The organism is Streptomyces sp. SCPE 10 (assembly GCF_051980735.1).
Classification (GTDB): Bacteria; Actinomycetota; Actinomycetes; order Streptomycetales; family Streptomycetaceae; genus Streptomyces; species Streptomyces misionensis.
Window position 1 is genome coordinate 7,700,111 of sequence record NZ_CP197069.1, and the last position, 26,190, is coordinate 7,726,300.

Genomic DNA, 26,190 nt, shown 5'->3' on the forward strand with positions numbered 1-26,190 from the left:
TCCGAAGCCGTGGGCAGAACGGCATTTCCGATCCCCAGGCCGTAACCGGCCGCCGACACAGGAGCATTGGGCTGGAAGCCCGGTCAACGGAAGGCAGGGCCTTCGGGGTTCGGTCCTCGGCGGTGCCGGCGGAGCAAGGGTGCTCGACGACGCGGGCTCGACGGGCGCACGAACGCTTCCGCCCTGCGCTCTGTGTCCGCGCACACGGCGGACGGCGTTCCCGGCGAGCACTCACCCCTCATGGCCGGCCGGGCGCGGCGTGGCACCTGGAACTCGTCCATGATCCCGCGGCCCCGGGGACCCGCGCCGCACTCCCGAGGACCTGCTCCTGGTCCACCTCGGACGGCGGGCCCCTCCGCTCGCACGGGCCCCGAAGGCGGCGGGCCACTCGGTTGGCGGTGCGTGTTGGGCCGATCGGCGCGCGCCGGGCCGGTGGGGCCGCCGGGACACCCTCACGGCGGCACACTGGGCGCATGAGCCCTGATCCGCGGGAAGCGGTCCGGCGGTTCCCTCCGCGGCCACAGAGCGCGCGGGCGGCCAGACGGTTCGTCCGGGCCGTCCTCGAAGGAGCCGAACCGGCGGTGGTCGACGCCGCCGAGCTGCTGACCGACGAACTGGTGACCAACGCCGTGCTGCACGCGCGCACCGAGGTCGAGGTACAGGTCCGGGCCGCCGACAGCGTGGTCCGGGCCCGGGTGAGCGACCTCAGACCGGATCGCCCGGTGGTGTCCCGGCAAGGCCATCTGTACGCCGCCACCGGCTGGGGCCTGAACGTCGTCGAGCGGCTGGCCGCCCGGCACGGCGTCGACATCGCCGAGGACCACAAGGCCGTGTGGTTCGAGCTGCGGCCGGACACGGCGGCGCCGCCCGCCACCCCGTGGCCGCGCGTGCCGCCCCCCGGGCCGCCCGGCACCGTCATCCTGGTCGACCTGCCGTACGCGCTGTACTCGGCGGCGCGCCAGCACCGGCACGCACTGCTGCGGGAACTCGTGCTGGCCGACCTCGCGGATGTCCCCCTGGGCCTGCCGTCCGTCGACCTGCTCGCCGCCCATGACGCGAACAACCTGATCAGTGCGTGTGTCGCGGCGGCGCTGGAGGAGCAGCAGGCCGACTCGGACATCCCCACACTGACCCTGGCGGTCCCGGCGGACGCGGTCGAGGGCGCGGCCGCCTTGCGCAGGGTGCTCGACCTCGCCGAGGAGATGGCGCGTCAGGAGCGCCTGCTCGCCCGGCCCGCCCTGCCGCACATCGGCGCCTTCCACCGCTGGCTGTTCGACGAGATCATCGGCCAGCTCGCCGGCGCTCACCCCGCCGCGTGGACGCTGGTGCCCCGGGAGCCGAGTGCGCGGCCGTCGGAGCTGGCGCCCTGGGACGCCCGGCACGTCGGGGCCAGCCGGGTGCCGACGATCACGGCCGGGGACGACAACCGGATCATCGCGGTCAACGGACCGGTGTCGGACCTTTTGGGCTGGAGTCCGGACGAGCTGATCGGGCAGCGGATCACCGCACTCATCCCCGAACACCTGCGCGAGCGCCATGTGTCGGCGTTCACCTCGCTCCTGCTGACCGGCGAGCCCCGGATCCTCGGCCGTTCCGTACCGCTGCCGGGATTGCACCGCGACGGGCGGCTGGTCCCGGTCCGGCTGTTCATCCAGACACAGGAGGCGGCCGACGGCCGTACCGTGTTCGTCGCCCAGCTCATCCCCCGCGCGAGCGCGCCCCCGCCCGCTCCCGACGCGTCCGCACCGAGCCGGCCGACCCCGGAAGCGGAGCCGGAGCCGGACGCGGCGCCCGCGCGACCTGGCACCGGGCAGGCCGGGGCGGAGCCCGGCGGACCCGCCGACACGGGCCGTACGGCGTGGGAGCGGCTGTCGGTACTGGCCGACACCAGGAGCGCGCTGGCCGTCACACCGCCGTATCTGGCGGAGCGGGTGCGCCGGGTGTGCGAGATCCTCGTCGAGCGCCTCGCCGACTGGTGCGTGGTGGACCTGCTGGACGAGCGCGACCAGGTACGGCGGTTCTGCGTCGTGCACCGCGAGCCCGCGGCGCTGCCGCCCGAGGCGTTCGAGGGCCCGCTCCCGCCGGTGTCCAGCACCGCCCGTGGTTCCCTGGCCCGAGTGCTGCGCGGGGCGGGACCGCTGCTGCTCACCGAGATCCCCTCGCCCCAGCAGGCCGCGGACGCTCTGGACGCCCGGCAGCTGGAGCTGTTCGAACAGCTCGGCGCGGGCAGCGCCGTCATCGCGCCACTGCGGGCACGCCGGGAAGTCATCGGCGCCCTGACCGTGGCCCGGCTCAGCGAGCAGCGGCCGTTCACCGAGAACGATCTGCCACTGCTCGCGGACGTGGCCGACGGACTCGCGCTGGGGGTCGACAACACCCTGCTCTACCAGGAGACCCAGCAGATCGCCGAACGCCTCCAGCGCTCCCTGCTGCCCGCCCTGCCCGACACCGAGGACCTACAACTGGCCGCCCGTTACTCCTCCTCGTCCACCACGGCGCACGTCGGCGGTGACTGGTACGACGCCTTCCTCCTCGGGGAGGGGGATCTCGTACTGGTGATCGGGGACGTCACCGGGCACGACCTGAAGGCGGCCGTGGCCATGAGCGCGCTGCGCAACATGCTGCGCGGCATCGCCGTCGACCGCAGGGAACCACCCGGTGACGTGCTGCGCCGCCTGGACCTGGCCAGTCACACCCTCTACCGGCAGGCCACCGCCACCTGCATCTACGCGGTGGTCAAGGAAGGCGCCGAGGAAGGATCCAAGATCCTCCACCACGCGGCCGCCGGGCATCTGCCGCCACTGCTCACCACCAGGGACGGCGACACCCGCTATCTCGACGCAGGAGCGGGCGTGCTGATCGGCATGGACCCCGAGCTGCCCCGTCCCACCGCATGCGACACCCTGCCGCCGCACTCCACGCTGCTGCTCTACACCGACGGCCTGATCGAGCGCCGCGGCGAATCCCTCGACGACGCCATGTCCAGGCTGCGCCAGCACGCCGCCGCCCTCGCGCGCGAGCCGCTCGACGTGTTCTGCGACGAACTCCTCATCGGACTCGCCGCCGACACCGCCGACGACGTGGCCCTCCTCGCCCTGCGCACGACGCCGCCTCCCTGACCGCCCCCACGCCGGTCGCCGGGCGGGGGATGAGCGGACGGCCTCTCCGCCGGAGCTCTACAACTCGATCCGCTCGCCGGGCTTGAGCGGATGCAGCCGCTCGGCGAGCCTCGCCTGTTCGAAGGCCTGTCCAATGGGCCGGACCGCTCCGCGATCCGGCAGATCGTGGGGGTGCTGGTCGTGCGAGAGCAGTACCGCGTCCACGGCGCCGGCCTCGGTCCCGCCCTTGTGCCCGCGCACCACCGAAGATCAACTAGGGTGCGGACAGGGGAAAGCGACGTCATGGGGGCCGGTAGGCTTGGACCGCTGCGGCACCCTCCCACCTGATCCGCCTCCGCGGTGAGTCATGGCCTGCGGCGATCAAGACGTCTTTGGGCATGAGGATGAAGAACAAGTGCTTATAGCGGGTCGATACAGGCTGCGGGACACCATCGGGCAGGGCGCGATGGGGGAGGTGTGGCGGGCCTTCGACGAGACGCTCGGCAGACCGGTCGCCGTGAAACTCCTCCTTCCCCACGACTCCGACCACACCGCGTCCTCCCGTTTCCGGCTGGAGGCGCAGACCGCCGGCCGGCTCAGTCATCCGAACGTGGTCGGCGTCCTCGACTTCGGCGAGTACGAAGGCCGTTTGTTCCTGGTGATGGAACTGGTCGACGGGGGCAGCCTCGACGGACTGCTCGCCGCTGCCGGGCCGCTGCCCGTCGAACGGGTGGCTCACATCGCCGCACAGGCCGCCGTCGGGCTGGCCGTCGCGCACCGGCAGGGCATCGTGCACCGGGACATCAAACCGGCCAACCTTCTGCTGAGCACCGACGACACCCTGAAAATCGGTGACTTCGGCATCGCCCGCTTCCTCGACGATCCCAGCGCCGCGCTCACCGCCACCGGACAGATCGTCGGCACCAGCCTCTACCTCGCGCCCGAGCGGGCCCTGGGCCGCACGGCCGGACCGGCGTCCGACGTGTACTCCCTGGGCTGCGTGCTCTACCAACTCCTCACGGGGCGACCGCCGTTCCAGGCGGACAGCCCGCTCGCGGTGCTCCATCAGCACCTCGACGCCACCCCGGCCCCGCCCCGGCAGCTCCGCACCGACCTCCCGCCGGCCTTCGAGAACTACCTGCTCGGCCTGTTGGCCAAGGAGCCCGAAGGCCGGCCCACCGCCGAGGAGGTGGCGGACTGGTTCGGGCGCGGAGCCTGGCGCGGCGCGCCGGAACCGCTGCCGGTCGAACACCAGGGCCACAGCCTTTTGGACAGGTCGTACGCGACCGGCGCCGCGGCCCCCGCAGGCCACGGTTCCGCTACGGCGGCCCACTCGAACGGTGCCTTCGTCCCAGGGGCGGACACCGAATGGCGGACGAGTGTGCACCGGGCCGCCACCCGCCGCCCGAACCTGCCGCTCCTGCGCCGTTCCCGGCTGGCGGCCCTGCTGGGCGGCGCCGGCCTCTTCATCGCGGCACTGCTGGTGGGCATGCTGTGGTTCTCGCCGAGCTGAGCGCGCTCGCCTGAACGGCGGCTCGGCGGTCGGCGACGGCCACCGCCGTACGGGCGCTGCCGTCCCTCTGGCCGATCCGCGTGGAGCGGGCCGGCACGGGGGAGGATCAGGTCCGATGCCGAGGGAGGGGGCGCCGCCGATGCACCTCGACGACTTCGCCGCACGGTTCCGCGCGGACATCCGGGCCCAGCTCGACTGGACGCGGCTGACCAGGGCACGCGCCGTGGCCGAGGTGGAGACGCTGGACGGAGACACGGCCAAGCGGCGGCTGGCCGAGCTGTTCACCGTCTGGTACGCCGACGGGACGGGGGCCGAAAGCAGGTGGGACGCGCCGGGGAGCCGGCCGCTGCGCGTCGCGACGGCCCAGCGGACCCTGCCCTCCTGGCCCGAGGACCGCAGGCGCGCCGTCGCCTCGTTGCAGCGGTCCTTCGCGGCGCGACCGGGGCCCCTGGCGCTCACCCTCCCGGCATACCGGGCGGGCGAGGGCCGGCACGTCCTGCTCGACGGGAACCACCGCGCGGTGGCCGCGCACCTGGTGGCCCGGGCAGGCCGGGAGATACGACTGGCCTTGTGGTCGCTGTCCGGGCCGGTGTGCGAGGACGTCCTGCCCGATCTGCGCCATCACGCCGCTCCGCTCGGCTGAACCTCCTCCGCGGAGCCGGAGGGGGCCACCGGGTCCGGGGGATCGGCGCTCACACCGGGGGCCGTCGGCAGCCGGTCGGCGGCCAGCCGCATCTCGTGGTCCTCCAGAAGGTTGCGCAGCGCCTCCCAGCATTCGATGCGGCGCAGCCGCAGCACCTGGGCGAAGGTGAGAGCGGTCACGGCCCCGGCGGCCACCGCGACGGCCGTGGCGACGGCGACGCCCAGCGGCGCCAGCGCGATCAGGGTCCAGGTGCCGAGGACGAGCGGCAGGAGGGTGGAGAGCAGCACGTTGATCTCCGCCTCGTTGGCGTCCGGGGCCAGCCCGGGGCTGTGTGTGCGCAGCCAGGACTTGGCGTAGTTGAACGCCTCATAGGCATTGCCCGCGCGCAGCGCGCCGCCCGGTTGCCGCATGTTCTGGGACGGCGTGGCGGCGTGGCCCGCGGAGTTCAGCAGGTGGCCCAGCAGGGGGTGGGCGCGCAGGCAGCGGCGCAGCGCCGGTGTGCCGTAGACGGCTTCGAGATCGGTGCGCAGCGCGCCCAGCGCGGCCCGGTGCCGGCGGCTGAGCCACTCCGCGACGCCGAGCACGCGGAACGCCAGCTCCCGGCCGACGTACCCGAGCACGTACGCGGCGGCCAGCTAGGACACGTCGACGAGGAGCATGGCCGGGCCGTGCAGCGTGCGGACGGCGTTCTCGACGGCCCGGCCGAGGTGCTGGGGATCGCGCAGGTGCAGCAGGAGAGCGGTCAGGCAGGTCACGGCGACCAGGCCGGGTGCCAGTACGGAGGTCAACTGGACGGAGAGGTAGAACGCGAACCGGCGCCCCGCCGCGACTCGCCCCGCGGTCACCGCCGTCAACGGATCCATGGTCCCCGGCCCCCGTCCACCAGCCCCCGTGGGCACGACCGCCGTCACCCGATCGCCCCCGTCCGGGAAAACGGTATCGAGCGGCCGGGGAGAGGGCCAGAGGAATGCGCGCGGACAGGCGGGAAGCCGGGCTGCCGACGGGCCGCGTGCCGTGCGGCGCGCCGCGCGGGGGCCGGGCGCGCACCCTCCGTGGTCGGGCGGCACGGCGCGTGCCTGCCGGGATGACCGTACGCTGGTGATGCTCGGGGTCACTGCGGAGGTCTGTCCATGCCCCGAACGATCTGGAGTGGCGCGATCAGCTTCGGTCTCGTGACCGTGCCGATCAACGTGCAGAGCGCCACCGAGGACCACTCGATCCATTTCCACCAGTACCACCTGGCCGACCAGGGCCGGATCCGGTACCGGAAGGTGTGCGAACTGGAGGACCGCGAGGTCTCCCAGGACGAGATCGGCAAGGGCTACGAGCTGACCAAGAACCAGGTCATCCCGATCACCGACGAGGACCTGGGCAATCTGCCGCTGCCGACCGCGAAGGCGATCGAGATCGACGCGTTCGTACCGCTGGAGTCCGTCGACCCGCTGAAGATCGCCGAGGGCTACTACCTCCAGCCCGCCGGCCAGGTCGCGGCCAAGCCGTACAAACTCCTCGTCGAGGCCCTCGGCCGCTCGGCCAAGGTGGCGGTGGCGAAGTACGCCTGGAGCGGCCGGGAGAGACTGGGCCTGCTGCGCGTGAAGGACGACGTCCTGGTCCTGCACGCGATGCGCTGGCCCGACGAGATCCGCGACCCCGCCGAGCTGCTGCCACCGCCGGTCGAGGTGTCCGACGACGAGATCGAGGGCGCGCTCGCCCTGATGGACACCATGACCGTCGACAAGCTGGAGGGCCCCGACTTCCACGACCGCTACACCGAGGCGATCGCCGAGATCATCGAGGCCAAGCGCGAGGAGAAGCCCCTGCCCGAGGCGCCCGAACCGGAGCAGCCTGCCCAGGTGCTCGACCTGATGGCCGCCCTGCAGGAGTCGGTGACCAAGGCCAAGGCCTCCCGCGACGACCACGCCGAACCGGCCGAGGTCCACGAACTTCCCACACCGAAGAAGAAGGCCGCGACGAAGAAACAGCCGGCCAAGAAGGCCCCGGCCAAGAAGAATGCGGCGAAGAAGACGTCGGGCCGGCGGTCGCGCAGCGCTTAGTCGGAACCCGTCAGTCGCCGTAGACGGCCGCGATGTCGTCGGCGTACTCCCGCGCCACCACATCGCGCTTCACCTTCTGTGACGCGGTCAGTTCGCCGTCGGCCTCGGTGAAGTCGCGGGGCAGGATCCGGAAGGCCCTGATCGACTCGGCGCGGGAGACCGCCTGGTTGGCGTAGTCCACGGCCTCTTGTACGGCCGTGCGCAACCCCGGGTCGTCGCGGAGGTCGGCGACAGTGGCGTCGGCCGCTCGGCCGTTGCGGGCCTTCCATGCCGCGAACGCGTCCTTGTCGATGGTGACGAGCGCTGCGATGAACGGCCTTCCGTCGCCCACGACCATGCACTGGCTGATCATTCCATGGCCGCGCAACCGGTTCTCCAGCACGGCGGGCGAGACGTTCTTGCCGCCCGACGTCACGAGCAGCTCCTTCCTGCGGCCCGTGATCCGCAGGAACCCGTCGTCCAGTTCGCCGAGGTCACCCGTGTGGAACCAGCCATCGGGGTCCAGGGCGTCGGCCGTGGCGGCCTCGTTGTTCCAGTACCCGCTGAACACCTGGTCGCCCTTGGCGAGGATCTCGCCCTCCTCGGTGATGCGCACGCTGGTGCCGGGCAGCGGCCGGCCGACGGTTCCGAAGCGCACCTCGTCGTCGAAGTCGGCGGTGAGCAGCGGGGACGTCTCGGTCAGCCCGTACCCTTCGCGCACGTCGACGCCGACCCCACGGAAGAAGTGCGCAAGGCGCGGGTCGAGCGGAGCACCACCGCAGATCGCGTGCGTGCACCGGCCGCCGAGGGCGGCCCGGATGCCGTCGTACACCAGCTTGGCGAACAGCGCGTGCTCCAGGCGCAGCAGGGGCCCGGGGCCGCCGGTGTCGAGCGACCGGCTGTAGGCGACGGCGACGTGCTCGGCGCGCTCGAAGACCCGGCCCCGGCCGGCGGCCCGGGCCTTCTGCCGGGCGGTGTTGTGCAACTTCTCGAACAGGCGTGGCACCGTCAGGACGAAGGTCGGCCGGAACGACCGGAGGTCGGCCGCGAGGTGCTTGGTGTCCGGAACGTGCCCGATCCGGACCCGGGCCTGCATACAGCCGAGCTGGATCAGCCGGCCGAACGAGTGCGCGAGCGGCAGGAAGAGCAGCGTCGAAGCGCCCGGCCGGAGCATCGACCGCATCTTCGGGATCGCGCCCGCGACTTCGAAGCACAGGTTGCGGTGGCTGAGGACGCAGCCCTTGGGCCGGCCGGTCGTACCGCTGGTGTAGGCGATCGTGGCCATGTCGTCCGCCCGCACCGCGTGGCGGCGCCGCTCGACCTCCGCGACCGGAACGGTGGCACCCGCGGCGATCAGTTCCCCGACCGCGCCGTGCGGCGCCTCGATCTGCCACAGCCTGGTCAACTCCGGGAGCCGGTCGCGGACACCGGCCACCGTCGCGCGGTGGGCGTCGGTCTCGGCGAAGCACGCGACCGCGCCCGAGTCCGACAGGATCCAGGCGACCTGCTCGGCGCTGGAGGTCTGGTAGACGGGCACACCGACCGCACCGACGGCCCAGATCGCGTAGTCGATCACGGCCCACTCGTACCGGTTCCCGCTCAGCAGCGCCACCCGGTCCCCGACCTCCACCCCGGCCGCGATCAGGCCCCGGGCCAGCGCGATCACATCGTCGCGGAACCGCGCGCAGGTCACGTCCTCCCACCGGCCGTCGACACGCCGGGCGAACTGGATCGCTTCCGGCGCGTCGGCCGCGTTGTCCCACACCGGGTCGGTGAGCACGGCCGAGTCCGCGACGGACGTGACGGCCGGCACGGACAGTTCGTCGACGATGCGCGGTTCGGCGCGTGACCGGCCGTCCCGCGAGGCGTGCGGTGAGGCGTGGTTCTGGTGGTGTGCCGCGTCCTTCATCGGACCTCCCGAGACGGGGCCGCCCTCAGCGCGTTGGCCGCTTCGACGTGGTGATCGGGCAAATGGTGTGCCGGACACAAGGGGACGACGACGGGCGACGGCCGCCCGCGCCCGCCGGCGTCCGCTCGACCCGATCCGGCGGCTCCGGGCGGAGTGCCGCGCCGCCCGGCTCGCGTCCTCGGCGGCCGGGCCCGTGGCGACGGACCCCATGGGCCCCGGCCGTGCACCTTCCTCAGGTGCCGACGGCCGAGCCCCGGATCACGACGACGGGGCAGGGCGCGTGCTGCACACAGTGCATGCCCACCGAGCCCAGCAGCGTTCCGCGGATCTCGCCGCGCCCCCGGTTGCCCACGACCAGCAGATCCGCTCCCTCGGCGGCATCGAGCAGAACGGCGGCCGGATGCCCCTGGGCCGAGGTGGCGCGGAGCGGTACCGGCCGTCCCGGGCCAGGGCCGAGTGCCTCGTCGATCGCCCGGTCCAAGGCCGTGCGCATGCGCTCGGCGTAGTCGCTGGTCTCCTTCTCCGAGGGCGCGACCAGACCGTGCCACGGTGTCGGAAGGTCCCAGGCGAGGACCGCGTCGACCGCGCCTCCGATCAGCTTCGCCTGGTCCACCGCCCACCGGACGGCCGCTTTCGAGTGTTCGGACCCGTCGACGCCCACCACGATGCGCGGAGGGGCTGCGGCCTCATTGTTCATCACGTGATTCCCACCTGGTCGGAGACGTGCCTCCCACCACCATCTCCGTGACCGTGCGGAGCCGCCACTTCACCCGGCGGGGCCCTGCGACGGCAGTGGGCCGGGCGACGCAGGGGCGGCGCGGCGACGGCCCGGCCGCAACCCGGATCTTCGGGTGAATCGCGGCGTGCGTGGGTGTCGCGGACCGCATCCCGCACTCATCGTTAAGAACATATGTTCTTAACGCATGTACTGTTGTTCCTATGGATGGGACGGAAACCCCTGAGGGGCGCGAGAGGGCGACCCGTGGCAGGAGGCGGACGCGGCGGCACGACCCGCAGCGCCGGCGCCGGATCCTGGACGCCGCGCTGGACGTGCTCGTCGCGGAGGGAGCGGCCGGTCTCACGCACCGCAAAGCGGCCTCCCGCGCGGACGTGCCGCTGGGCTCGGTCACCTACCACTTCGCGAGCCTGACCGAACTGCGGAACGAGGCGTTCGCCTGGTACGTCGGTCAGCGAACCGCCGAGTACGAAGCCCTGTTCGCCGAGGTGGAGAGCCGGAGTGATCTGATCGACGTTCTGGCGGACCTCGTCCACGGAGGACCGTCCCGGCACCGCAGCGCCGTCCTCGGCTTCGAACTGCACCTGGCCGCTCTGCGCGATCCCGCCCTGCGGGCCCTGACGCACGAGTGGACCAAGGCCTCCCGCGCCGTGCTGGCCCGCTTCACCGGACCGGAGACAGCCGCACGCCTGGACGCCCTGCTGGAAGGAATGATCATGCACGCGCTGCTGTCGCCCCGGCCGGAGCCACGCGAGGCGATCCGGGCGGCCATCGAGCAGAGCCTCGGGCCGGCCGACGGCTCGGGCACGTGAACGCCCGCGACTGACCCCCTGCCATGGGCGGGCGCACCGGGCCACGACGCATCTTCGGCACCCGCCCTCATCGGAGTACCGGACGATCCCGCCCGCGCCGTCCCGTCGACCAGGCGGGGGAACCGGCGGACGCCACCTCCGCCGTGCCCCGCGCACTCAGCACACCGAGGAGAACACCATGCCGACCGGCACACCCCTGCTGAAGGTCAGTGACACCGAGCTGGACGACCTCCACACCCGGCTGCGCTCCACCCGATGGCCGGCGCCCTGGCCGGTCAACGGCTGGAAGGCCGGCACCGACAGGGCGGAACTTCGCCGCCTCGTCACCTACTGGGCCTCCGGCTACGACTGGCGGACCCACGAGGCCGCGATCAACGCACTGCCGTCCCACCTCGCCGACATCGACGGCGCCCCCGTGCACTACCTCCGCTACGACGGTGAACACCCGGACGCCCTGCCCATCGTGCTCACGCACGGCTGGCCCAGCACATTCCTCGAACTCACCGCCCTCGCCGAGCGGTTGGCCACCCCCACCCGGTATGGCGGCGAGGCGGAGGACGCCTTCACCGTGATCGTCCCCTCGCTGCCCGGCTTCGCCTTCTCGCCCCAGCGGCCGACGCTCACGGCAAGCGAACAGACGCATGACCTCTGGCACCGGCTGATGCACGACCACCTCGGCTTCCGGCGCTACGCGGCGCACGGCGGAGACCTGGGCGCCGGCATCACCTCGCGGCTCGCCGAGGCCCACCCCGAGGCCGTCGTCGGCATTCACCTGCTCGCCGCCGCGGCCCCCGCCGACTACGACCCCGCCGAACTCACCGCCGAGGAACAGGCATACCTGGCCTCCGTGGCGGCCTGGCAGACGGAGGAAGGCGGCTACCAGCACCAGCAGAGCACCCGCCCCCTCACCCTCGCCCCCGCACTGACCGACTCACCCGCCGGCCTGCTGGCCTGGATCATGGAGAAATACCGCGCGTGGAGCGACTGCGGAGGCGACCTGTCCGCGCGCTTCAGCGACGACTTCCTCCTCACCCAGGTGTCCCTCTACTGGTTCACCGGCACGATCTCCACCTCGTTCCGGCCCTACTACGAGTACGCCCACGACCTGACCCGGCGCGTGCGGCGGGTCGACGTACCCACCGCCCTCGCCCTCTTCCCCGCCGACCTGAGCCGGCCACCACGGAGCTGGGCCGAGCGCACCTACCACCTCACGCGCTACACCCGCATGCCCCGAGGCGGACACTTCGCCGCCCACGAGGAGCCCGGCCTGCTCGCCGACGACATCACCGAATTCTTCCGCGACCACCGGTCACCGTCGTTGCCGGTCCGGAACTCGGGGGCGTGACAGGATCATCCTGCGGAAGACCGTCGACCGACCGAAGGTGGGAGCGCAATGAGCGGCGGCGCCCCAACTCCCCTTGGTACGGTGCACCGATGTCAGCGATCAGGAAGTTCCAGGTCACCTTCGACTGCGCGGAACCCGAGCGGCTCGCTCGCTTCTGGTGCGAGGTGTTGGGCTATGTCGTACCGCCGCCACCGGAGGGGTTTGCCACGTGGGACGACTACAAGCGTTCGCAGCCGTCTGAGCAGCGGGATTCATGGTTCGCCTGCATAGATCCCTCAGGTGTGGGCCCGCGACTGTACTTCCAGCGCGTCCCCGAAGGGAAGGCCGCCAAGAACCGGGTGCATCTCGATGTGCGGGTCGGTACCGGACTCGTGGGTGAGGAGCGCCTCGCCGCACTCGAGGCCGAATGCGCACGACTGATCCCGCTCGGCGCCGTCCACGTGCAAACCCTGTACGACGGCACCGATTCGTGCATCCCGATGCTGGACATCGAGGGCAACGAGTTCTGTATCGACTGAGCCGGGCTTGCGGCCCGTGCCGCGGCGGAGCGCGGCCGGAGCAGGCGTCGTCCGCGCTCGCGATGATCACCAGGGTCGTCAGCCGGTGCGACGACCACCACCGCCAACCGCTTGAGCAGCGGGGGAGTGGCCCGGCCGGCGACGACGCACGGCAGCCGGTCGGCGATCGTCCTGCTGGACAGCAGGCCATCCTCGCCTACCCGCGGCACGTCACCGGCACCGACCACACCGACTGGCAGACGGCGCGGGCCGTACTCGCCGAAGACACTCATCCGTTGGGGCGGCTGGAGGCGAAGGGGCCGCGCGCGTCGCCAAGTCGGGCCGGGCCAAGTGCCCCGCGTCAGAAGGCGTCGACGTACACGTACACCCGGTCGAAGCGGAGAGCGGCCAGGTCGGAGCGGCGGATCACCCAGTGGAAGAGGGCCGCCTCCAGCTCCTCGCAGTCGTCGTCACCGCGCCAGGTGGCCAGCAGCGTCCACTCGTCGCCGTCCGCGGCGGGCAGCGGCACCTCGTCCCGGGCCACCTCGACCGGGTCCCAGTTGAACGCGGTGGGCTCACCGCCGAGTTGGAAGCGCCAGCGAGGGCGCCAGCCGACCACGTGCGACCAGGCGGACTCCAACTCGGCGATCTGCTCCGACTCCTCGTCGTCGTCCTCCTCGTGCGGCGGCCACGACCACTGGTGGAAGCAGAAGTCCAGCCGCGCCCGGCGGTAGCCGCCCGGACCGTCGTCCGGGCCGGCCGGGCGCTCCGCCGTCGGCGTCCCGGCCGGTACGTATCGCACCGCGTCGGCGACCACGGCTCCACTGCCCGGGTCGGGGTCGGCGAAGAACAGCAGTCGGCCCTCGGTGGGCAGCGGCAGATCCGTCGCCCCGGGCGGCAGGGCCGCGCAGTCGACGGCCGCGACGAACGCCGCCGCCGGGTCGGGGGCACCCTCCGGCAGCGGCGGGTGCCCGCCGGTCAGCGCCACCAGTGGGCCGGGGCCGTCCTCCGCGAGATAGATCGCCGGGCGGGCGGCGCGTATGCGCTCCTCCACCTGGGCGGCCGGAATCCCCCGTGCGGCGGCCTCCGCGCGGAAGCGGGCGGCCCTGGCCGCCGGGGTCTCGTCAACGGTTTCCGTATCGGTCATGGGACGACCCTACGACCCGTCAGCCGGTGCACGCGGCCATCCCCCACGGCCACTTCCGTTCCGTCCGGCCGCGCGGGCGGCGGGAGGGCGAAGACGCTCGCTCTACGCGGTTCCGCCCGCGCTCTCCGTGTCGGACGGGCTCGCCTCACCGAGAACCGTGTCGGCGGCGCGCACCTGGCGGACCACCGGACCGAAGGACACCAGTCCGCTGCCGGCTCCCGCGAACTCGTCGCGCGCGGCGTCGAGTTCGTCGCGGGCACGGCGCAGGACCGGCAGGTGGCCCACCGCCGCCGCCGCGCGGGCGAGGACACACCACAGGGCCTCCTGGAGGAGGTCGTGCGGCGGCCGGGGAACCGTTGTGAGGGCTTGGCGGGCCTGGTCGGCGGCACCGGAGGCGGCCAGCAGCAGAGGGTCGAGCCAGGGCCGGTAGGGGCCGGCGTCGAGGTGGGCGAACTCCTCGGGCTCGGGCAGGCCGTCGCCCCGCATGGCCGGGACCAGCGCGACGAGGACGGCCACGCCCCGGGTCAGGCCCGGCATGCCGCAGTCGGCGGTCTCGGCGAGGACCCGCGCGTACCGGGGGCGCGCGGCCCGCCAGCCTTCGGTCTCGCACACGCGCAGGGCCCGGTACCAGGACGTGAACACCCCGGCGAGCGGCCGCTCGTTGCGGAGCGCCAGACGGTCGATCTCCTCGGCCTCCGCGTCCGCCGCCGCGAGGTCGCCCAGCCCGGCGAGGGCCTGGAGGCGGACGAGGCGGCCCAGGACCTCGTGGCCGGGCAGCTGGTGGTCGACGGCGAGCCGGGTCAGTTCGGCGCCGAGCGCGTCGCGGCGGGCGGCCGATCCGCAGGTGGCGAACGACTGCATGAAGGCGCCGTTCAGGGCGAACGCGAGCAGTGCGGGGTCCTGGAGGCGGCGCGCGAGGCGGACGGCCTCCTCGGCGGCCCGTTCGGCGCGCAACCGCCACGGCTCGGCGGCGCGCGGATCCACCGCCCGGGGCGGGGGCGCGTCGGCCGCGGCGTCACCGCGTGACTCGACGGCCACGACCGACAGCAGCCGGGCCCGCAGCGCGGGCGGTCCCTCCGGGCCGAGCCGGGCGGCGGCGCGGGCCGCGGAGCGGACGAGCGCACCCGCGTCCTCGGGGTCGTCGGCGCGGGTCCACACGGCAGGGACGTCGTAGGAGCCGATGATCCTGGCGGCCAGTTCGCCGTCGCCGCTCGTCTCGGCCGCCGCGACCAGGTCCCGGCGGTGCGCGCGTGCCTCCTGCAGACCGTCGGCACCGGTCACCGCGAGGTCGCGCAGCAGGCCGGCGGTGGCGTGCAGCCGCGCCCGCGAGCCCGCCGGGACCGACCGCTCCCACGCGGCGGCGGTACGGTCCCAGACGCTGCCCGCCGTCCCGGCCGGTTCGGCCGCGGAGCCGTCGGCGGCGAGGAGGCGGGCCTCGGCACGCGCGAGGGCGGCTCCGGCACCGGGCCCGTACGCGCTGCTGAGTTCCCGGCGGGCGTCCCGCAGGACGGTCACGGCCTCGCCGCGCATCCCACACCGCTCCAGCGCCGTGGCCAGCAGCACCCAGCCGTCCTCCCGGCGCGGATGCGCGGCGACATGGGCGCGCAGGTCGGCCACCGCGTCCCGGGCCGCACCGGTGGCCAGCAGGGCGTCGGCGCGCCGTTCGACCGCGTCCAGGCGCAGCGCCTCCAGCCGGGCCTGCTCGGCGGCGGCCCACGCGGCGGTGGGGAAGTCGGCCAGGGCAGGGCCGCGCCAGTGGGCGAGCGCCTCGTCCCACAAGGCGACCGCCGCGTGCGGCGGCGCCTTCGCGGCCCGCGCCGCGCAGTCCTCGAAACGCCAGGCGTCCACCGCGTCACGGCGGGCCCGCAGGACGTAGCCCGGGCCGTCGGTGACCAGCAGCCGGGACGGCTGCCGGGCCGGACGTCCGGGTTCCAGGGCGCGGCGCAGCGCCGCCACGAAGGTGCGGACCGCGCCGACCGCGCCCGCCGGGGGCTCGTCCTCCCACAGATCGGCCACGAGCCTGCCGACCGGAACCACCCGGCCCCGGGCGATCAGCAGCCGGCCCAGTACTTCCCGGTGGCGGGGCGCGCCGAGGCGCACCTGTGTGCCGTCCGGTTCCCAGGCGGCGACCGGCCCCAGAATTCCGAACTCCACGCGCACGCCGTCCTCCCGGCGACGCGGCGCCGCCCCGGGTCCCTCGAAGCCACTCATCGATCACTGATCCGGCGCCCCCAACCTGGGTGACGTCCCGGAACGATCGGACCGCCAAGGTCGGAACCCCGGGCATGTCCACTCTGCCACGAGCCGCAGGAGTCGCTGTGACCCACCCGAAGATCCCCGGATTCACCGAGCACCGCGTGGCGGTCGACGACGGCGTCACGCTCCACGCCGCCGTCGGCGGCTCCGGGAGCCCGGTCGTGCTGCTGCACGGATTCCCGCAGACCCACCTGATGTGGCGGCACGTCGCCGGCGACCTCGCCGCCGACCACACCGTCATCTGTCCCGACCTGCGCGGCTACGGCGCGAGCGACAAGCCCGCCGAGAGCGGCCCCGAGATCTACTCCAAGCGCACCATGGCCCGCGACGTCGTCCGCCTCGCCGAGGCGCTGGGACACGACCGCTTCACCCTGGCCGGCCACGACCGCGGTGCCCTGGTCGCGTTCCGCGCCGCCATGGACCACCCGGACAGGGTGTCCCGCGCGCTGTTCCTCGACATCCTGCCGACCCTCGACATGTGGAACGCCCTGCACGGCGTGTCCGGCGCGGTCGGCTTCCACCTCTACCTGATGGCGCAGCCCCCCGGCCTGCCGGAGCAGATGATCGAGGCGGCCGCACGGCCCTTCTTCGCGTCCTTCCTCGACGCCTGGACAGGCACCCCGGACGCGATCCCCGCCGAGGTCCGCGAGCACTACCTCGCCGCGTCCGCGGCGGCCGTGCCGTCCATCGTCGCCGACTACCGGGCCTCCGCCGGCGTCGACGTGGAACACGACACCGCCGACAAGGAGGCGGGCAACCGGCTGGCCATGCCCGTCACCGTCCTCCAGCAGGACTGGGGCGCGGCCCTCGGATACCACGCCCAGAGCCTGTGGAGCGCCTGGTCCGCAGACCTGCGCCACCGCACGGTCTCCTGCGGTCACTTCATGGCCGAGGAGGATCCCGGAATGATCGCCGAGGAGATCAGGGCCCTCGTCCGCCGCTGACCTCGACGGTGTGCCGGTGAAAGCGCTCCGCCCTGCCGAGGAGAGGCCGGCAGGGGGGAGCGCGGGGTGAGGCGGTCGGACCGAAGGGGTCAGGCGGCCACCGAAGCGGCGGGCCGGGACTCGCCGTGGACACCCTCGGCCTCGTCGATCGTGGAGGCGGACGCCTTGTCGTACTTCGTACGGTCGAGGATGTTCTCCCGCGCGGAGACGATGACCGGGATGAGGGCCTGGCCCGCGACGTTGGTCGCGGTGCGCATCATGTCCAGGATCGGGTCGATCGCGAGGAGCAGGCCGACGCCCTCCATCGGCAGACCCAGGGTGGACAGGGTCAGCGTCAGCATGACCGTCGCGCCCGTCAGACCGGCGGTCGCCGCCGAACCGATCACCGAGACGAAGGCGATCAGCAGGTACTCCTTGATGCCGAGCTGGACGTCGAAGATCTGGGCCACGAAGATCGCGGAGATGGCCGGGTAGATCGCCGCGCAGCCGTCCATCTTCGTCGTCGCGCCGAACGGCACGGCGAAGGAGGCGTACTCCTTCGGGACGCCGAGGTGGATCGCCGACTGCTGGGTGACCGGCATGGTGCCGACCGAGGAGCGGGAGACGAAGCCGAGCTGGATGGCGGGCCAGGCGCCCTTGAAGAACTGCACCGGGTTGAGCTTGCCGGCGAAGGCGAGCAGCAGCGGGTAGACGCCGAAGAGGACCAGGGCGCAGCCGACGTAGATGTCGGCGGTGAAGGTCGCGTAGTTGCCGAGCAGGTCCCAGCCGTACTGCACGATGGCGCGGCCGATGAGCCCGGCTGAACCGATCGGGGCCAGCAGGATCACCCACCACAGGGCCTTCTGCAGCAGCTCCAGGACGGACTCGGAGAGGGTGAGGATCGGCTGGGCCTTCGGGCCGATCTTGAGGATCGCGATGCCGGCGACGACCGCCATGAACACGATCTGCAGGACGTTGAGCTGGACGAACGGCGTCACGACGTCGGTCGGGAGGATGCCGGTGAGGAAGTCCAGCCAGCTGCCGGCGTGGTCGGGCTTGGCGCCGTCAGCCGGGGTGAGGGAGGAGCCGGAGCCCGGGTTGGAGACCAGGCCGATGACGAGGCCGATGACGACCGCGATCAGCGAAGTGATCATGAACCAGAGCAGGGTGCGGCCGGCCAGACGGGCCGCGTTGTTGACCTTCCGCAGGTTGGTGATGGACACCATGATCGCGAAGAAGACCAGGGGCGCCACGGCCAGCTTCAGCAGCTGCACGAAGATGCCGCCGACCTTGTCGAGGGTGGTGGCGAGCCAGGACACGTCGTAGGTGCGGGCGACATAGCCGAGCACCAGACCGACGGCGAGGCCGAGCAGGACCTGCGCCCAGAAGGGCAGGGGTATCCGGAAGCCGGACTTCGTGGGCTGTGGATCAGCGGTGTTCGAGGACACGGAGGGACACACTCCAGTAGGGACGCGCGGGGAGGGGCGAGCGGGGCGTACGGGAGCGGCGACCGTGGAAAGGTCAACGGTGCCGCTGCAGCGAGGAGTTCGCGATCAGACGCAACAAGCCGCGGACATGCAGAGGCAGAGGTCGACATGCAGACGCTGCACGAGCAGAACGCTCGTGATGGTGCGGCGGACGCCGCGCGGGGCGCCCAGGCGGCACACGGTTGCTGTCTTCATGGCGCAAGGACATTAACATTTTTGCTTTGAGAACATCAAAGCAGGACTTTGGTAGGTCTTTGGCGGTCCTTTGCGGTCATCGGTTGACAGCCTCCTACAACCTTCAACTCCTCTTGATCGTCAAGGAGTAGCGGCCCGGCGTGGGCCGCCGGTGATCGGCGACCACGCCGCCCGCGTGACCTGACCGCCTCTCACCTGGAGATGTCATGAGAGCCGACTCCGTCCGCCGCGCACTGCGGCTCGGAGCCTGTACGACGCTCGCCGCCGGACTCGTCACCCTGGGGCTGGCCACCGCTCCCGCGTTCGCCGCGACCGAACCGGAGACCGACCAGCTCTGGATCACCGCCCCGTACGAGCCGACCCTGCCGCTCGGCATCGACGGCGGGACACCGCCGACCCGCACGCTCGACGTCAGGCTCAACCACGACAACGACCACTTCACCGTGACCGACGGCCGGCTCACGGTGGACGCCTCCGGCCTCGCCGGGGTCGCCGAGATCACCTGGCCGGACAACTGCACGCCGAGCGGCGCGACCGCGGTGTGCGACGTGCCCGAGGTGCCGGTGACCGGCAACACCGGCGGCGAGGTGCATCTCGAGGTCCGCGCGGCCGACGGGGCGGCCGCCGGGGCGCGGGGCCGCATCACCTTCGAGGCGACCGCCACCGGCGGCCCGGACGGAACGCTCACCGCCCCGCAGGACAGCTTCGACACCACGGTCACGATCGCCTCGGGACCCGACCTCGGGCTCACGACCGGCGGCGCCGTCAAGGACGCGCAGCCCGGCAGCACGCAGACGCTGCCGTTCACGCTCACCAACCACGGCAACGAGACCGCGCACGGCTTCACCGTCACGATGACGGCCTCGTACGGGGTGCGGTACCTCAGCACGTACGACTCCTGCGTCTACACGACGTCGAGCGGTGACGAGTACGCCCCGATGTCGTACGCGACCTGCACCTTCCACCAGGACCTGGCGCCGGGCTCCTCCTTCGAACTGCCCGAGCCGCTGCGGGTCGAACTGACCCCGCACGCGCTCCAGGAGCGGGTGGACATCTCGGCGCAGCCGATCGGCGCGACCGACCTCGGCGGCTACGACGACTACGCGGTGCTGGCGATCGGCGCCGACAACACGGCCGACTTCTCGGCGACCGGCGCGGCGGTCACGGGCGCCGCGGGCGAGACGGTCACCGCGGCGCTCACCTTCAGGAACAACGGGCCCGCCTGGCTCGGCAACCTGGGCTCCGGGGACCCGGTCGCCGACGTCAGGCTGATCGTCCCGGCCGGCACCACGGTCACGGGCGTGCCGGAAGACTGCGTCCCGCGAACCCTCTCCGGCGGCTACTACCCGAACCGCACGGGCGCCCCGCGCTACGACTGCTCGCTGCCGTACTGGGTGCTGGAGAACACCGAGCGCTCCTTCCCCTTCAAGCTCCGGATCGACACGGTGGTGCCCGGAGCGACGGGTGAGGTCGGCATCCATCCCCCGTTCGGCGAGTTCGCCCACGACCCGGACACGACGAACAACACCGCGGCCCTGACGGTGAACTAGGGATCGAGCCCGCGAGGCCCTGGCGAGGCAGTGACCGGCGACCAGGTCGTCCCGGCCCCCGCCTCGCCGGACGGGGCGTCCTCCCGTCGGGCGACGGCCCGGTGCCGCTCACACCGTCGTCTCCCAGTCCCAGGTGTCGAAGTAGGCGGCCTGGCCGGTGTGGCGGGCCCGGGCCACGGTGCTCAGGCGGGCGAAGTCGCGCGGGGGCATCAAGGACCGCCACGCGGGCAGCGGCAGGACCCGCACCTCGTCGTGCTCGTCCGGGTCCAGGACGATGCCGTCGATCTGTGCCGCGGACAGCCGGCCGCCGTCGAAGACGCAGCCGATCGTGCTGTAGGGCCACTCGTCGCCGGGTAGCCCGTACACCGTCGCCAGCAGCCGCGGCGGGCCGGTCACCGTCAGGCCGGTCTCCTCCGCGCACTCCCGTACGGCCGTCTCCCACGGGCGCTCACCGGGATCCATCGTGCCGCCCACCAACTGCCACGGGTGCGCGGGCGAGTAGACGGAGTGCAACTGCAGCGGCCGGTCGTCCTCGTCGGTGAAGTACAGGCACGCGAAGCACGTGGCCTTCGGAACCGTCTCGGCGTACTGCTCGGGCGGCATCCAGCCCGGGCCGGTCCCCCTCAGGTCGTCCCCGCGTTCCGGTACGCCCGGGGCGGCGGGCTCCGGCGGCCGGATCATCCGCATCAGCGTGGAACCGGCCGAGAAACCCAGTTCGCGGTACAGGGGAGCCGTCTCGTCATCGGCGTGCGCTTCGAAAAGGGTGACGTGTTCCGTGTGGAGCCGGTCGAGCAGGGCGCCGACGACGGCTCGGGCGTAGCCGCGGCGGCGGAGTTCCGGGCGGGTGGCCACCACGTGCACACGGGCGGCCAGCCCCCGGGGGTGGGCCGGGGCCGGGAGCACGGGGTGGATCAGTCCCAGGGCGCACGCTGCCAGCGAGCCGTCCGCGGCGTCGATGACGAAGCAGCGGGCGTCTCCGGCCGGTGCCAGCCGGGGAGCCAGCCGGGCGGTGCACCGCCGGATCCACTCCTCGCTCAGCGGTTGGGACAGCACGTACGAGGAGCGCAGGCGGACGATGCCCTCGGCGTCGGCCGGCGTGGCCATGCGGACCGGGGGCGGCTCGGCGACGGCCGGCGGCCGGGCCGTGGCGGCAGAGGCGGTGTCGGTGTTCATGAGGTGCCTTTCCGAAGCGAGCCGAGCGATCCGCGCCCGGCGAGTGACGAGGACCGGCGGGGGAGCGGGCGGTACGGGGGCAGCGTCCAGGTGAGGGCCTTCGGGCCGGTACCGGCGGTGACGTGCTGCGGGCCGTCGCCGTCCGGCCCGCCGGTCACGTCCATCCCCGCTGCGCGTAGGTCCGGCCCGCGAGGATGTCCGCGATGGCGGTGCGGGTGTAGGGGACCAGTTCTGCCGGACAGGACTCGGGCGCCCACCATCGCCACTCCAGGCAGCGGTCGGGTTCGCGGACCTCCGGGGTGCCCGACCAGGCATGGGCCTGGAAGAAGAGCTGGAGACGCGGTCGGGCGTCGTCGGGGCCGGCATGGTGGACCAGGTGCACGAACTCGACCTGCGCCGGGTCGATGACCAGGTTGGCCTCTTCCCTGGCCTCTCTCACCAGGCAGGCGACGGCGGACTCCCGCTCGCAGTGCCCGGCCGGCATGTGCCACCGACCGCCGCCGTACGCGGAGTCGGGGTGGCGCAGGCCGAGGAGGATCCGCCCGTCGTCGTCCCGGAGGAGGAGATGAACGCCGACGATGTGGAGTTCGGCCCGGCGCGACGGCACGCCTCCGCCGCGCCGCGAAGCGGGAGGCGTTTCCTTCGTGCGTGGGCCGCCGGGCGTGGGGTGTTCGGCCGCGTGCCGGCGGATGAGGCTGCCGAGGCCGGAGCTCAGGCGTACCCGGTCGAGCATGTCGACGGTGAACCACCGCAGGAGGACGCCTTCGCGCAGGTCCACGGAGTCGGGGTGCCCGCTCCAGCGGCCCTCGTAAACCTGGACCGGTACGGTGAGGCCGTCGACGCTGGTCGCCGTCTCCACGGCGTACGGCGTCAGACCGGTGGGTTCCAGCCCGGGCACTTCCTCGGCGAGTTCACGGCGCAGGGTGGCTTCCAGTTCGGCGTCGCCGGGCTCGCGGCCGCCGCCCAGCAGGGCGAGGGACCACGGCTCCCAGATGCCGTCCCGGTGATCGCGCAGATGGAGCAGGTAGCGGCCGTTCCCGTCGTGGATCAGGGCGGAGGCGTTGACCGGCTCGGGTCGCCCGTCGAGGCCGTGGGCCTCGGCGTCCAGGAGTTTGGCACGCAGCGTCGGCGACCTGACGTCGGCGAGGGCGAGCCACCGGACGCAGGAGACCTCCTCCTGGCGCGGTGTGAGTTGCGGCGGCTGCGCGGCCGTGAGGTAGAAGGCGAAGCGGAAGTCGAAGTGCCGGTGCGGGGGTTCGCCGCCTGCCGGGCCGGCGTCGATGTCGTGGACGTCGATGTCGACCGGGGCGCCGAGGAACCGCGGGGTCAGGCACAGCTCCCCGGGGCGAAGCCCCGTTTCTTCGCACACTTCGCGCAGCGCGGCGGCCAGAAGGGTCCGGTCGTCCTCGACGTGACCACCGGGGGCGAGCAGTTTTCCCGACGCCTTGTGACCGATGTGCAGGACGCGCCGGTTCCGGTCGACGACCGCGGCGCTGCACGTGATGTGACCGGGCAGCGTCGTACGGCTCGTCGGCTCGGTGGGGCCGTCGAGGAGGGTGAAGAGTCCGGCCAAGGCGTCCGTCTCCTGCGGATGCCGGGTCAGGTACGCCTCGGTGGTCGCGCGGATGTGGGAGCGGGTGGGTGGCACGTCATCACCTCGGCAGGGTGTGGAGCGGGGTGTGCGGGTTGCGGGGTGTGGACAAGCGGCGCGTGGCCGCGCATGCAGACGTGGGCGGTTCGGGCCGAACCGGTTTCGACGCGGCTCACGCGGGGGCCCCGGGCTGCTCGCGGGCCGGTTCCGAGGTGACCTGGAAGGACAGCAACTGCTGGAACAGGCCGGGCTGTTGGGACAGCTCCCGGTAGGTGCCCTCCTGGACGACCCGGCCCTCGTCGAGGACGACGATCCGGTCGGCCACGGCCACATTGGTGATGCGGTGGGTCACCAGCAGGACCACGCGGTCCCGGGCGAGACCGCGCAGCCGCTGGAAGATGCGGTACTCGGCACGGGGGTCGAGGTTCGCGGTCGGTTCGTCGAGGACCAGCAGCCCGGCCTCGCGGAAGAACGCCCTGGCCAGAGCGATGCGTTGCCATTGGCCGCCGCTGAGTTCCTCGCCGTTGAGCCACTCGCGGGCCAGGAGGGTGTCCAGGCCGGAGGCGAGTTTGCCGACGACCTCGTCGGCGCCGGCGGCCTCGCACGCCTCCAGCACCGCCGCGTCGCCACCGGCGGTGGGCTGCCCCAGGTTCACGTTCTCCCGTACGGTCAGGGGCCAGTGCGCGTAGTCCTGGGGTACCAGGGCGACTTGGCGCCACAGGGCCTGCGGGTCGGCCTCGCCGGTGGGCAGTCCGTCCCAGAGCACCGCCCCGGCCGTGGGCAGGTTCAGACCGCTGATCAGTTTGGACAGCGTGGACTTCCCCGACCCGTTGAAGCCGACCAGAGCGGTGACCTCCCCGCGGCGCAAGGTCAGCGAGACGTCGCAGAGGGCATCGTGGTCCTTGCCCGCGTAGCGGTGCGTGACCGATTTGACCTCGATCGTCTTCGGCGCCTCGGGGCGGTGCGTGCCCCGGCGCATACGGAATCCGCCGGCTCTTTCCAGGAAGTCGCTCCAGTCGTCCATGTACAGGCCCGTGCGCACGGCTCGGGCGCCGATGGCCACCAGGCCGCGGACCGACTGGCCCACCATCTGCAGCGCGAAAACGGCCGTCCCCGCGTGGCCGACGGTGATGCGCCCATCCGCCAGCAGCAGGACGACCGCCGCCCACACGACGGCCGAGCCGAGGCCACCGCACAGCGCGCCGACCAGGGACATACGGGCGCCCTTGTCGGCCGCGGCGCGGTCCTCGCGGTTGATCCGGGCGACCGTCTCCCGGTACCGGCCGGACAGGAACGGGGCCATGGTGCCGGCGCGGATCTGGTCGGCGGCGTCCCTGTTGTAGATGTGCCAGCGCAGCACCGACAGCATGCGCAGATCGCCGTTGCTGCGCAGGTTCGCCAGGTACCGCACCCGCGCGGCACTGACCTGGGCCAGGGCCTGCGGCAGGCTCGCCGCGATCAGGAGCGGCAGGAGCAGCCAGTTGACCCCGGTCAGCACGAGCGCCCCGGCGACGAACGAGGCGGCCGAGGCGATCAGGTCCTGTCCCTCGTCGATCAGGTCCCCGGTGACCTGTGCCCCGCGGTCGGCTGCCTCACGGGCGCGGTTGAACTCCGGGTCGTCGTAGGCGCACAGTTCGACACCGGCGCAGCCGAGCAGCAGTTGCTGCTCCGCCTCGCGCGACATCAGCGGGCCCAGCCGGGCGGACAGCCAGTTGACGGTGATGCCCAACAGCGCGCGCATACCGGCGGTACCGGCCAGCAGGGCCACGGACGGCCACGCCTCAAGTAGCCGGTCGTAGACGTCCTTGCTGGTGAGCAGCGCGGTGAGGGTGCCGCTGATGGCGACCAGGCCGAGGGCCTGCATGACGCCGCCGACGGCTTGGCACACCAGGAGGCCGACGGTCGCCGGACGGTCGACCTGCCAGGCCAGCGCCAGCGAGCGGCGCACCAACTGGGGCAATCGCCGGGCCATGTCACGCAGTCGGATCGAGCGGCCGGCGGCCTCACGGCTGCCGGTCAGATCGACGTACCTCATCTGCGGCCGGGCGCCGGACTCCGGCGCGCTGTCCTGCCGTGCGTTCGAAAGGCCGGGGCTGCCCGCGGACTCGGTCGGCGCGGTGGTGCGCGGCTCGGGGACGCTGTCGGCTGATTCACCGGTGGCGCTGCTCATGCCGCCCACCTCGTATCCGGACATGCCGCACGGACGGAGTCCGTGGTGTGCCGTGCCGGTGCGGGCGTGCTCGCGGGCGGGGTGGGTGCGGCAGGAGCGGGCGGAAGGGTGGTGTGGGGATTGGGCAGGCGGTACATGGCGGCCTCCGGGAAGAGGAGCAGGTCACCGGGATCAACGACGAGGGGCCGCGTCTCGAACACACGTCTTTCGGACGTGCTGGAAATCCCGGTGGCACGCGAATGCGCGTTCGTGCCGGATACATCGACCCTTGCCCAAGCGGCCCGGCCGCCGATCGTGGCCGTGGCCGAAACGCCGATGCTCGCCGGTCGGGTCGCAGGGAGGCCTGCAGGATGAACTCGGCCGTGGGGAGGTCTGCCCCGCCAAACCGCGCCCCTCCGGTCACCGGGCTTCGGGCGGAGCGGGTCAGGAGGCCGCGGTTTCGTGCTCGGGAGAGGTGCTGAACCGCCCTCCGGGCGTGGGTGGCGTGGGCCGCAGCATCAGGAGCTGCACATCCGTCTCACCCGGCTGCTCGACTGGGCGCAGCGGCACCACACCGCCATCGCCGACGCCCGAGCCGCCTGCGACTCCGCGGCCGCCGCCCAGTCGGCGGCGGCATCGCAGGAGCGGCGACGGGAGCGCTGACGAGTCGTTCCCACGGCGACGTGCCGATTCATGGACGTAGCGCCGGCGTGACTCCCGGGCCCCCGGTTGCCGCTGCCGTACGCCCGCGTTCGCCACCGACGGGGCGCGTCAGTCGGCCGGGTTGAGCTCCGCGTACACCAACTCCACCAGCTCTTCCGCCCCTTGGCTGCCGGGATCCTCGGAGATCTCGTAATACCCGCCCAAGGTGGCGATCACGTCCGTCCCGGAGTCCTCGGACTCGTGGGCACGGTCTTCCCGCTCCCCGGAGCCCTTGGGATCCTCGGGCCGCCACCACCACAACCGGCTCCGGATCTCGTCCCTCGACAAGCCGCCTTCCAGGGTGATGTCCCGGCCGTGGACCCTCCCGGTGATCCTCGCGGAGTTCGCGTCGGTGGCCATGTGCCGTTCTCCTCTCGCCGCAGGGGGGCGCCGGCAGCGCCGCGTCCCGATGAGGACGCGGATACCCGCCG

21 protein-coding genes are annotated in these 26,190 nt (G+C 72.8%); 9 read left to right on the forward strand and 12 right to left on the reverse strand.

The annotated features are described in order from the left end of the window. Positions 1–473: 473 nt before the first annotated feature. Positions 474–3,119, forward strand: coding sequence for a SpoIIE family protein phosphatase (locus ACSP97_RS34970; protein WP_440555872.1), 2,646 nt, complete (start codon positions 474–476; stop codon positions 3,117–3,119). Positions 3,120–3,176: 57 nt separating this feature from the next. On the opposite strand, the gene ACSP97_RS34975 is transcribed toward ACSP97_RS34970, so the two are convergent. Then, the gene (locus ACSP97_RS34975; protein ID WP_440555873.1) at positions 3,177–3,359 is read right to left on the reverse strand and encodes a hypothetical protein; all 183 of its coding nucleotides are present in this window, start codon (positions 3,357–3,359) and stop codon (positions 3,177–3,179) included. Positions 3,360–3,513: 154 nt separating this feature from the next. Between ACSP97_RS34975 and ACSP97_RS34980 the strand changes: the two genes are divergently transcribed. Continuing rightward, a complete protein-coding gene (locus ACSP97_RS34980) occupies positions 3,514–4,611 on the forward strand; it encodes a serine/threonine-protein kinase (RefSeq protein ID WP_440555874.1) in 1,098 nt (365 codons plus the stop codon). Positions 4,612–4,726: 115 nt separating this feature from the next. Further along, positions 4,727–5,254, forward strand: coding sequence for a hypothetical protein (locus ACSP97_RS34985; RefSeq protein WP_358676233.1), 528 nt, complete (start codon positions 4,727–4,729; stop codon positions 5,252–5,254). Here the strand turns inward: ACSP97_RS34985 and ACSP97_RS34990 are convergent. Both ACSP97_RS34990 and ACSP97_RS34995 read right to left on the reverse strand, forming a co-directional pair. After that, positions 5,233–5,874, reverse strand: a complete 642-nt coding sequence (locus ACSP97_RS34990) for a hypothetical protein (RefSeq protein WP_440555875.1) — start codon at positions 5,872–5,874, stop codon at positions 5,233–5,235. The genes ACSP97_RS34985 and ACSP97_RS34990 overlap by 22 nt on opposite strands. A 15-nt stretch (positions 5,875–5,889) precedes the next feature. Then, positions 5,890–6,117 (reverse strand): hypothetical protein, encoded by a 228-nt coding sequence (locus tag ACSP97_RS34995; RefSeq protein ID WP_440555876.1) that lies wholly within the window; start codon positions 6,115–6,117, stop codon positions 5,890–5,892. A gap of 267 nt (positions 6,118–6,384) precedes the next feature. Between ACSP97_RS34995 and ku the strand changes: the two genes are divergently transcribed. Beyond that, positions 6,385–7,308, forward strand: a complete 924-nt coding sequence (ku, locus tag ACSP97_RS35000) for a non-homologous end joining protein Ku (protein ID WP_355150983.1) — start codon at positions 6,385–6,387, stop codon at positions 7,306–7,308. Positions 7,309–7,318: 10 nt separating this feature from the next. On the opposite strand, the gene ACSP97_RS35005 is transcribed toward ku, so the two are convergent. Beyond that, the gene (locus tag ACSP97_RS35005; RefSeq protein WP_440555877.1) at positions 7,319–9,196 is read right to left on the reverse strand and encodes an AMP-dependent synthetase/ligase; all 1,878 of its coding nucleotides are present in this window, start codon (positions 9,194–9,196) and stop codon (positions 7,319–7,321) included. A 232-nt stretch (positions 9,197–9,428) separates the two neighbouring features. Continuing rightward, positions 9,429–9,893, reverse strand: a complete 465-nt coding sequence (locus tag ACSP97_RS35010; RefSeq protein WP_355151169.1) for a universal stress protein — start codon at positions 9,891–9,893, stop codon at positions 9,429–9,431. A 242-nt stretch (positions 9,894–10,135) separates the two neighbouring features. Between ACSP97_RS35010 and ACSP97_RS35015 the strand changes: the two genes are divergently transcribed. The 3 genes from ACSP97_RS35015 (at position 10,136) to ACSP97_RS35025 (ending at position 12,607) form a co-directional block, all read left to right on the forward strand. Continuing rightward, the gene (locus tag ACSP97_RS35015; RefSeq protein WP_440555878.1) at positions 10,136–10,744 is read left to right on the forward strand and encodes a TetR/AcrR family transcriptional regulator; all 609 of its coding nucleotides are present in this window, start codon (positions 10,136–10,138) and stop codon (positions 10,742–10,744) included. Positions 10,745–10,922: 178 nt separating this feature from the next. Further along, a complete protein-coding gene (locus ACSP97_RS35020) occupies positions 10,923–12,089 on the forward strand; it encodes an epoxide hydrolase family protein (RefSeq protein WP_440555879.1) in 1,167 nt (388 codons plus the stop codon). 89 nt (positions 12,090–12,178) lie between these two features. Beyond that, a complete protein-coding gene (locus ACSP97_RS35025) occupies positions 12,179–12,607 on the forward strand; it encodes a VOC family protein (RefSeq protein ID WP_355150975.1) in 429 nt (142 codons plus the stop codon). 340 nt (positions 12,608–12,947) lie between these two features. Here ACSP97_RS35025 and ACSP97_RS35030 read toward each other — a convergent pair whose 3' ends face one another. After that, entirely contained in the window at positions 12,948–13,733 is a 786-nt protein-coding gene (locus ACSP97_RS35030) for a DUF1963 domain-containing protein (protein WP_358271795.1), read from the reverse strand. A gap of 102 nt (positions 13,734–13,835) precedes the next feature. Continuing rightward, on the reverse strand, positions 13,836–15,893 hold the full coding sequence (locus ACSP97_RS35035) for a BTAD domain-containing putative transcriptional regulator (protein ID WP_440555880.1): 2,058 nt from the start codon (positions 15,891–15,893) through the stop codon (positions 13,836–13,838). Positions 15,894–16,018: 125 nt separating this feature from the next. Between ACSP97_RS35035 and ACSP97_RS35040 the strand changes: the two genes are divergently transcribed. Then, positions 16,019–16,933 carry an alpha/beta fold hydrolase gene (locus ACSP97_RS35040; protein ID WP_364724967.1) on the forward strand — a complete coding sequence of 305 codons (915 nt, stop codon included), beginning with the start codon at positions 16,019–16,021 and terminating at the stop codon, positions 16,931–16,933. 89 nt (positions 16,934–17,022) lie between these two features. Here ACSP97_RS35040 and ACSP97_RS35045 read toward each other — a convergent pair whose 3' ends face one another. Further along, on the reverse strand, positions 17,023–18,360 hold the full coding sequence (locus tag ACSP97_RS35045) for a dicarboxylate/amino acid:cation symporter (protein WP_364724964.1): 1,338 nt from the start codon (positions 18,358–18,360) through the stop codon (positions 17,023–17,025). 440 nt (positions 18,361–18,800) lie between these two features. On the opposite strand from ACSP97_RS35045, the gene ACSP97_RS35050 reads away from it, so the two are divergent. Further along, entirely contained in the window at positions 18,801–20,144 is a 1,344-nt protein-coding gene (locus ACSP97_RS35050; protein WP_440555881.1) for a hypothetical protein, read from the forward strand. A 108-nt stretch (positions 20,145–20,252) separates the two neighbouring features. Here ACSP97_RS35050 and ACSP97_RS35055 read toward each other — a convergent pair whose 3' ends face one another. The 4 genes from ACSP97_RS35055 to ACSP97_RS35070 form a co-directional block, all read right to left on the reverse strand. Next, entirely contained in the window at positions 20,253–21,317 is a 1,065-nt protein-coding gene (locus ACSP97_RS35055; protein ID WP_355150963.1) for a bifunctional GNAT family N-acetyltransferase/NUDIX hydrolase, read from the reverse strand. A gap of 154 nt (positions 21,318–21,471) precedes the next feature. After that, positions 21,472–22,965 carry an NUDIX domain-containing protein gene (locus tag ACSP97_RS35060; RefSeq protein WP_440555882.1) on the reverse strand — a complete coding sequence of 498 codons (1,494 nt, stop codon included), beginning with the start codon at positions 22,963–22,965 and terminating at the stop codon, positions 21,472–21,474. A gap of 115 nt (positions 22,966–23,080) precedes the next feature. Then, the gene (locus tag ACSP97_RS35065) at positions 23,081–24,943 is read right to left on the reverse strand and encodes an ABC transporter ATP-binding protein (protein WP_355325956.1); all 1,863 of its coding nucleotides are present in this window, start codon (positions 24,941–24,943) and stop codon (positions 23,081–23,083) included. Positions 24,944–25,828: 885 nt separating this feature from the next. After that, entirely contained in the window at positions 25,829–26,119 is a 291-nt protein-coding gene (locus ACSP97_RS35070; protein ID WP_391869179.1) for a hypothetical protein, read from the reverse strand. Between the last annotated feature and the right edge of the window lie 71 nt (positions 26,120–26,190).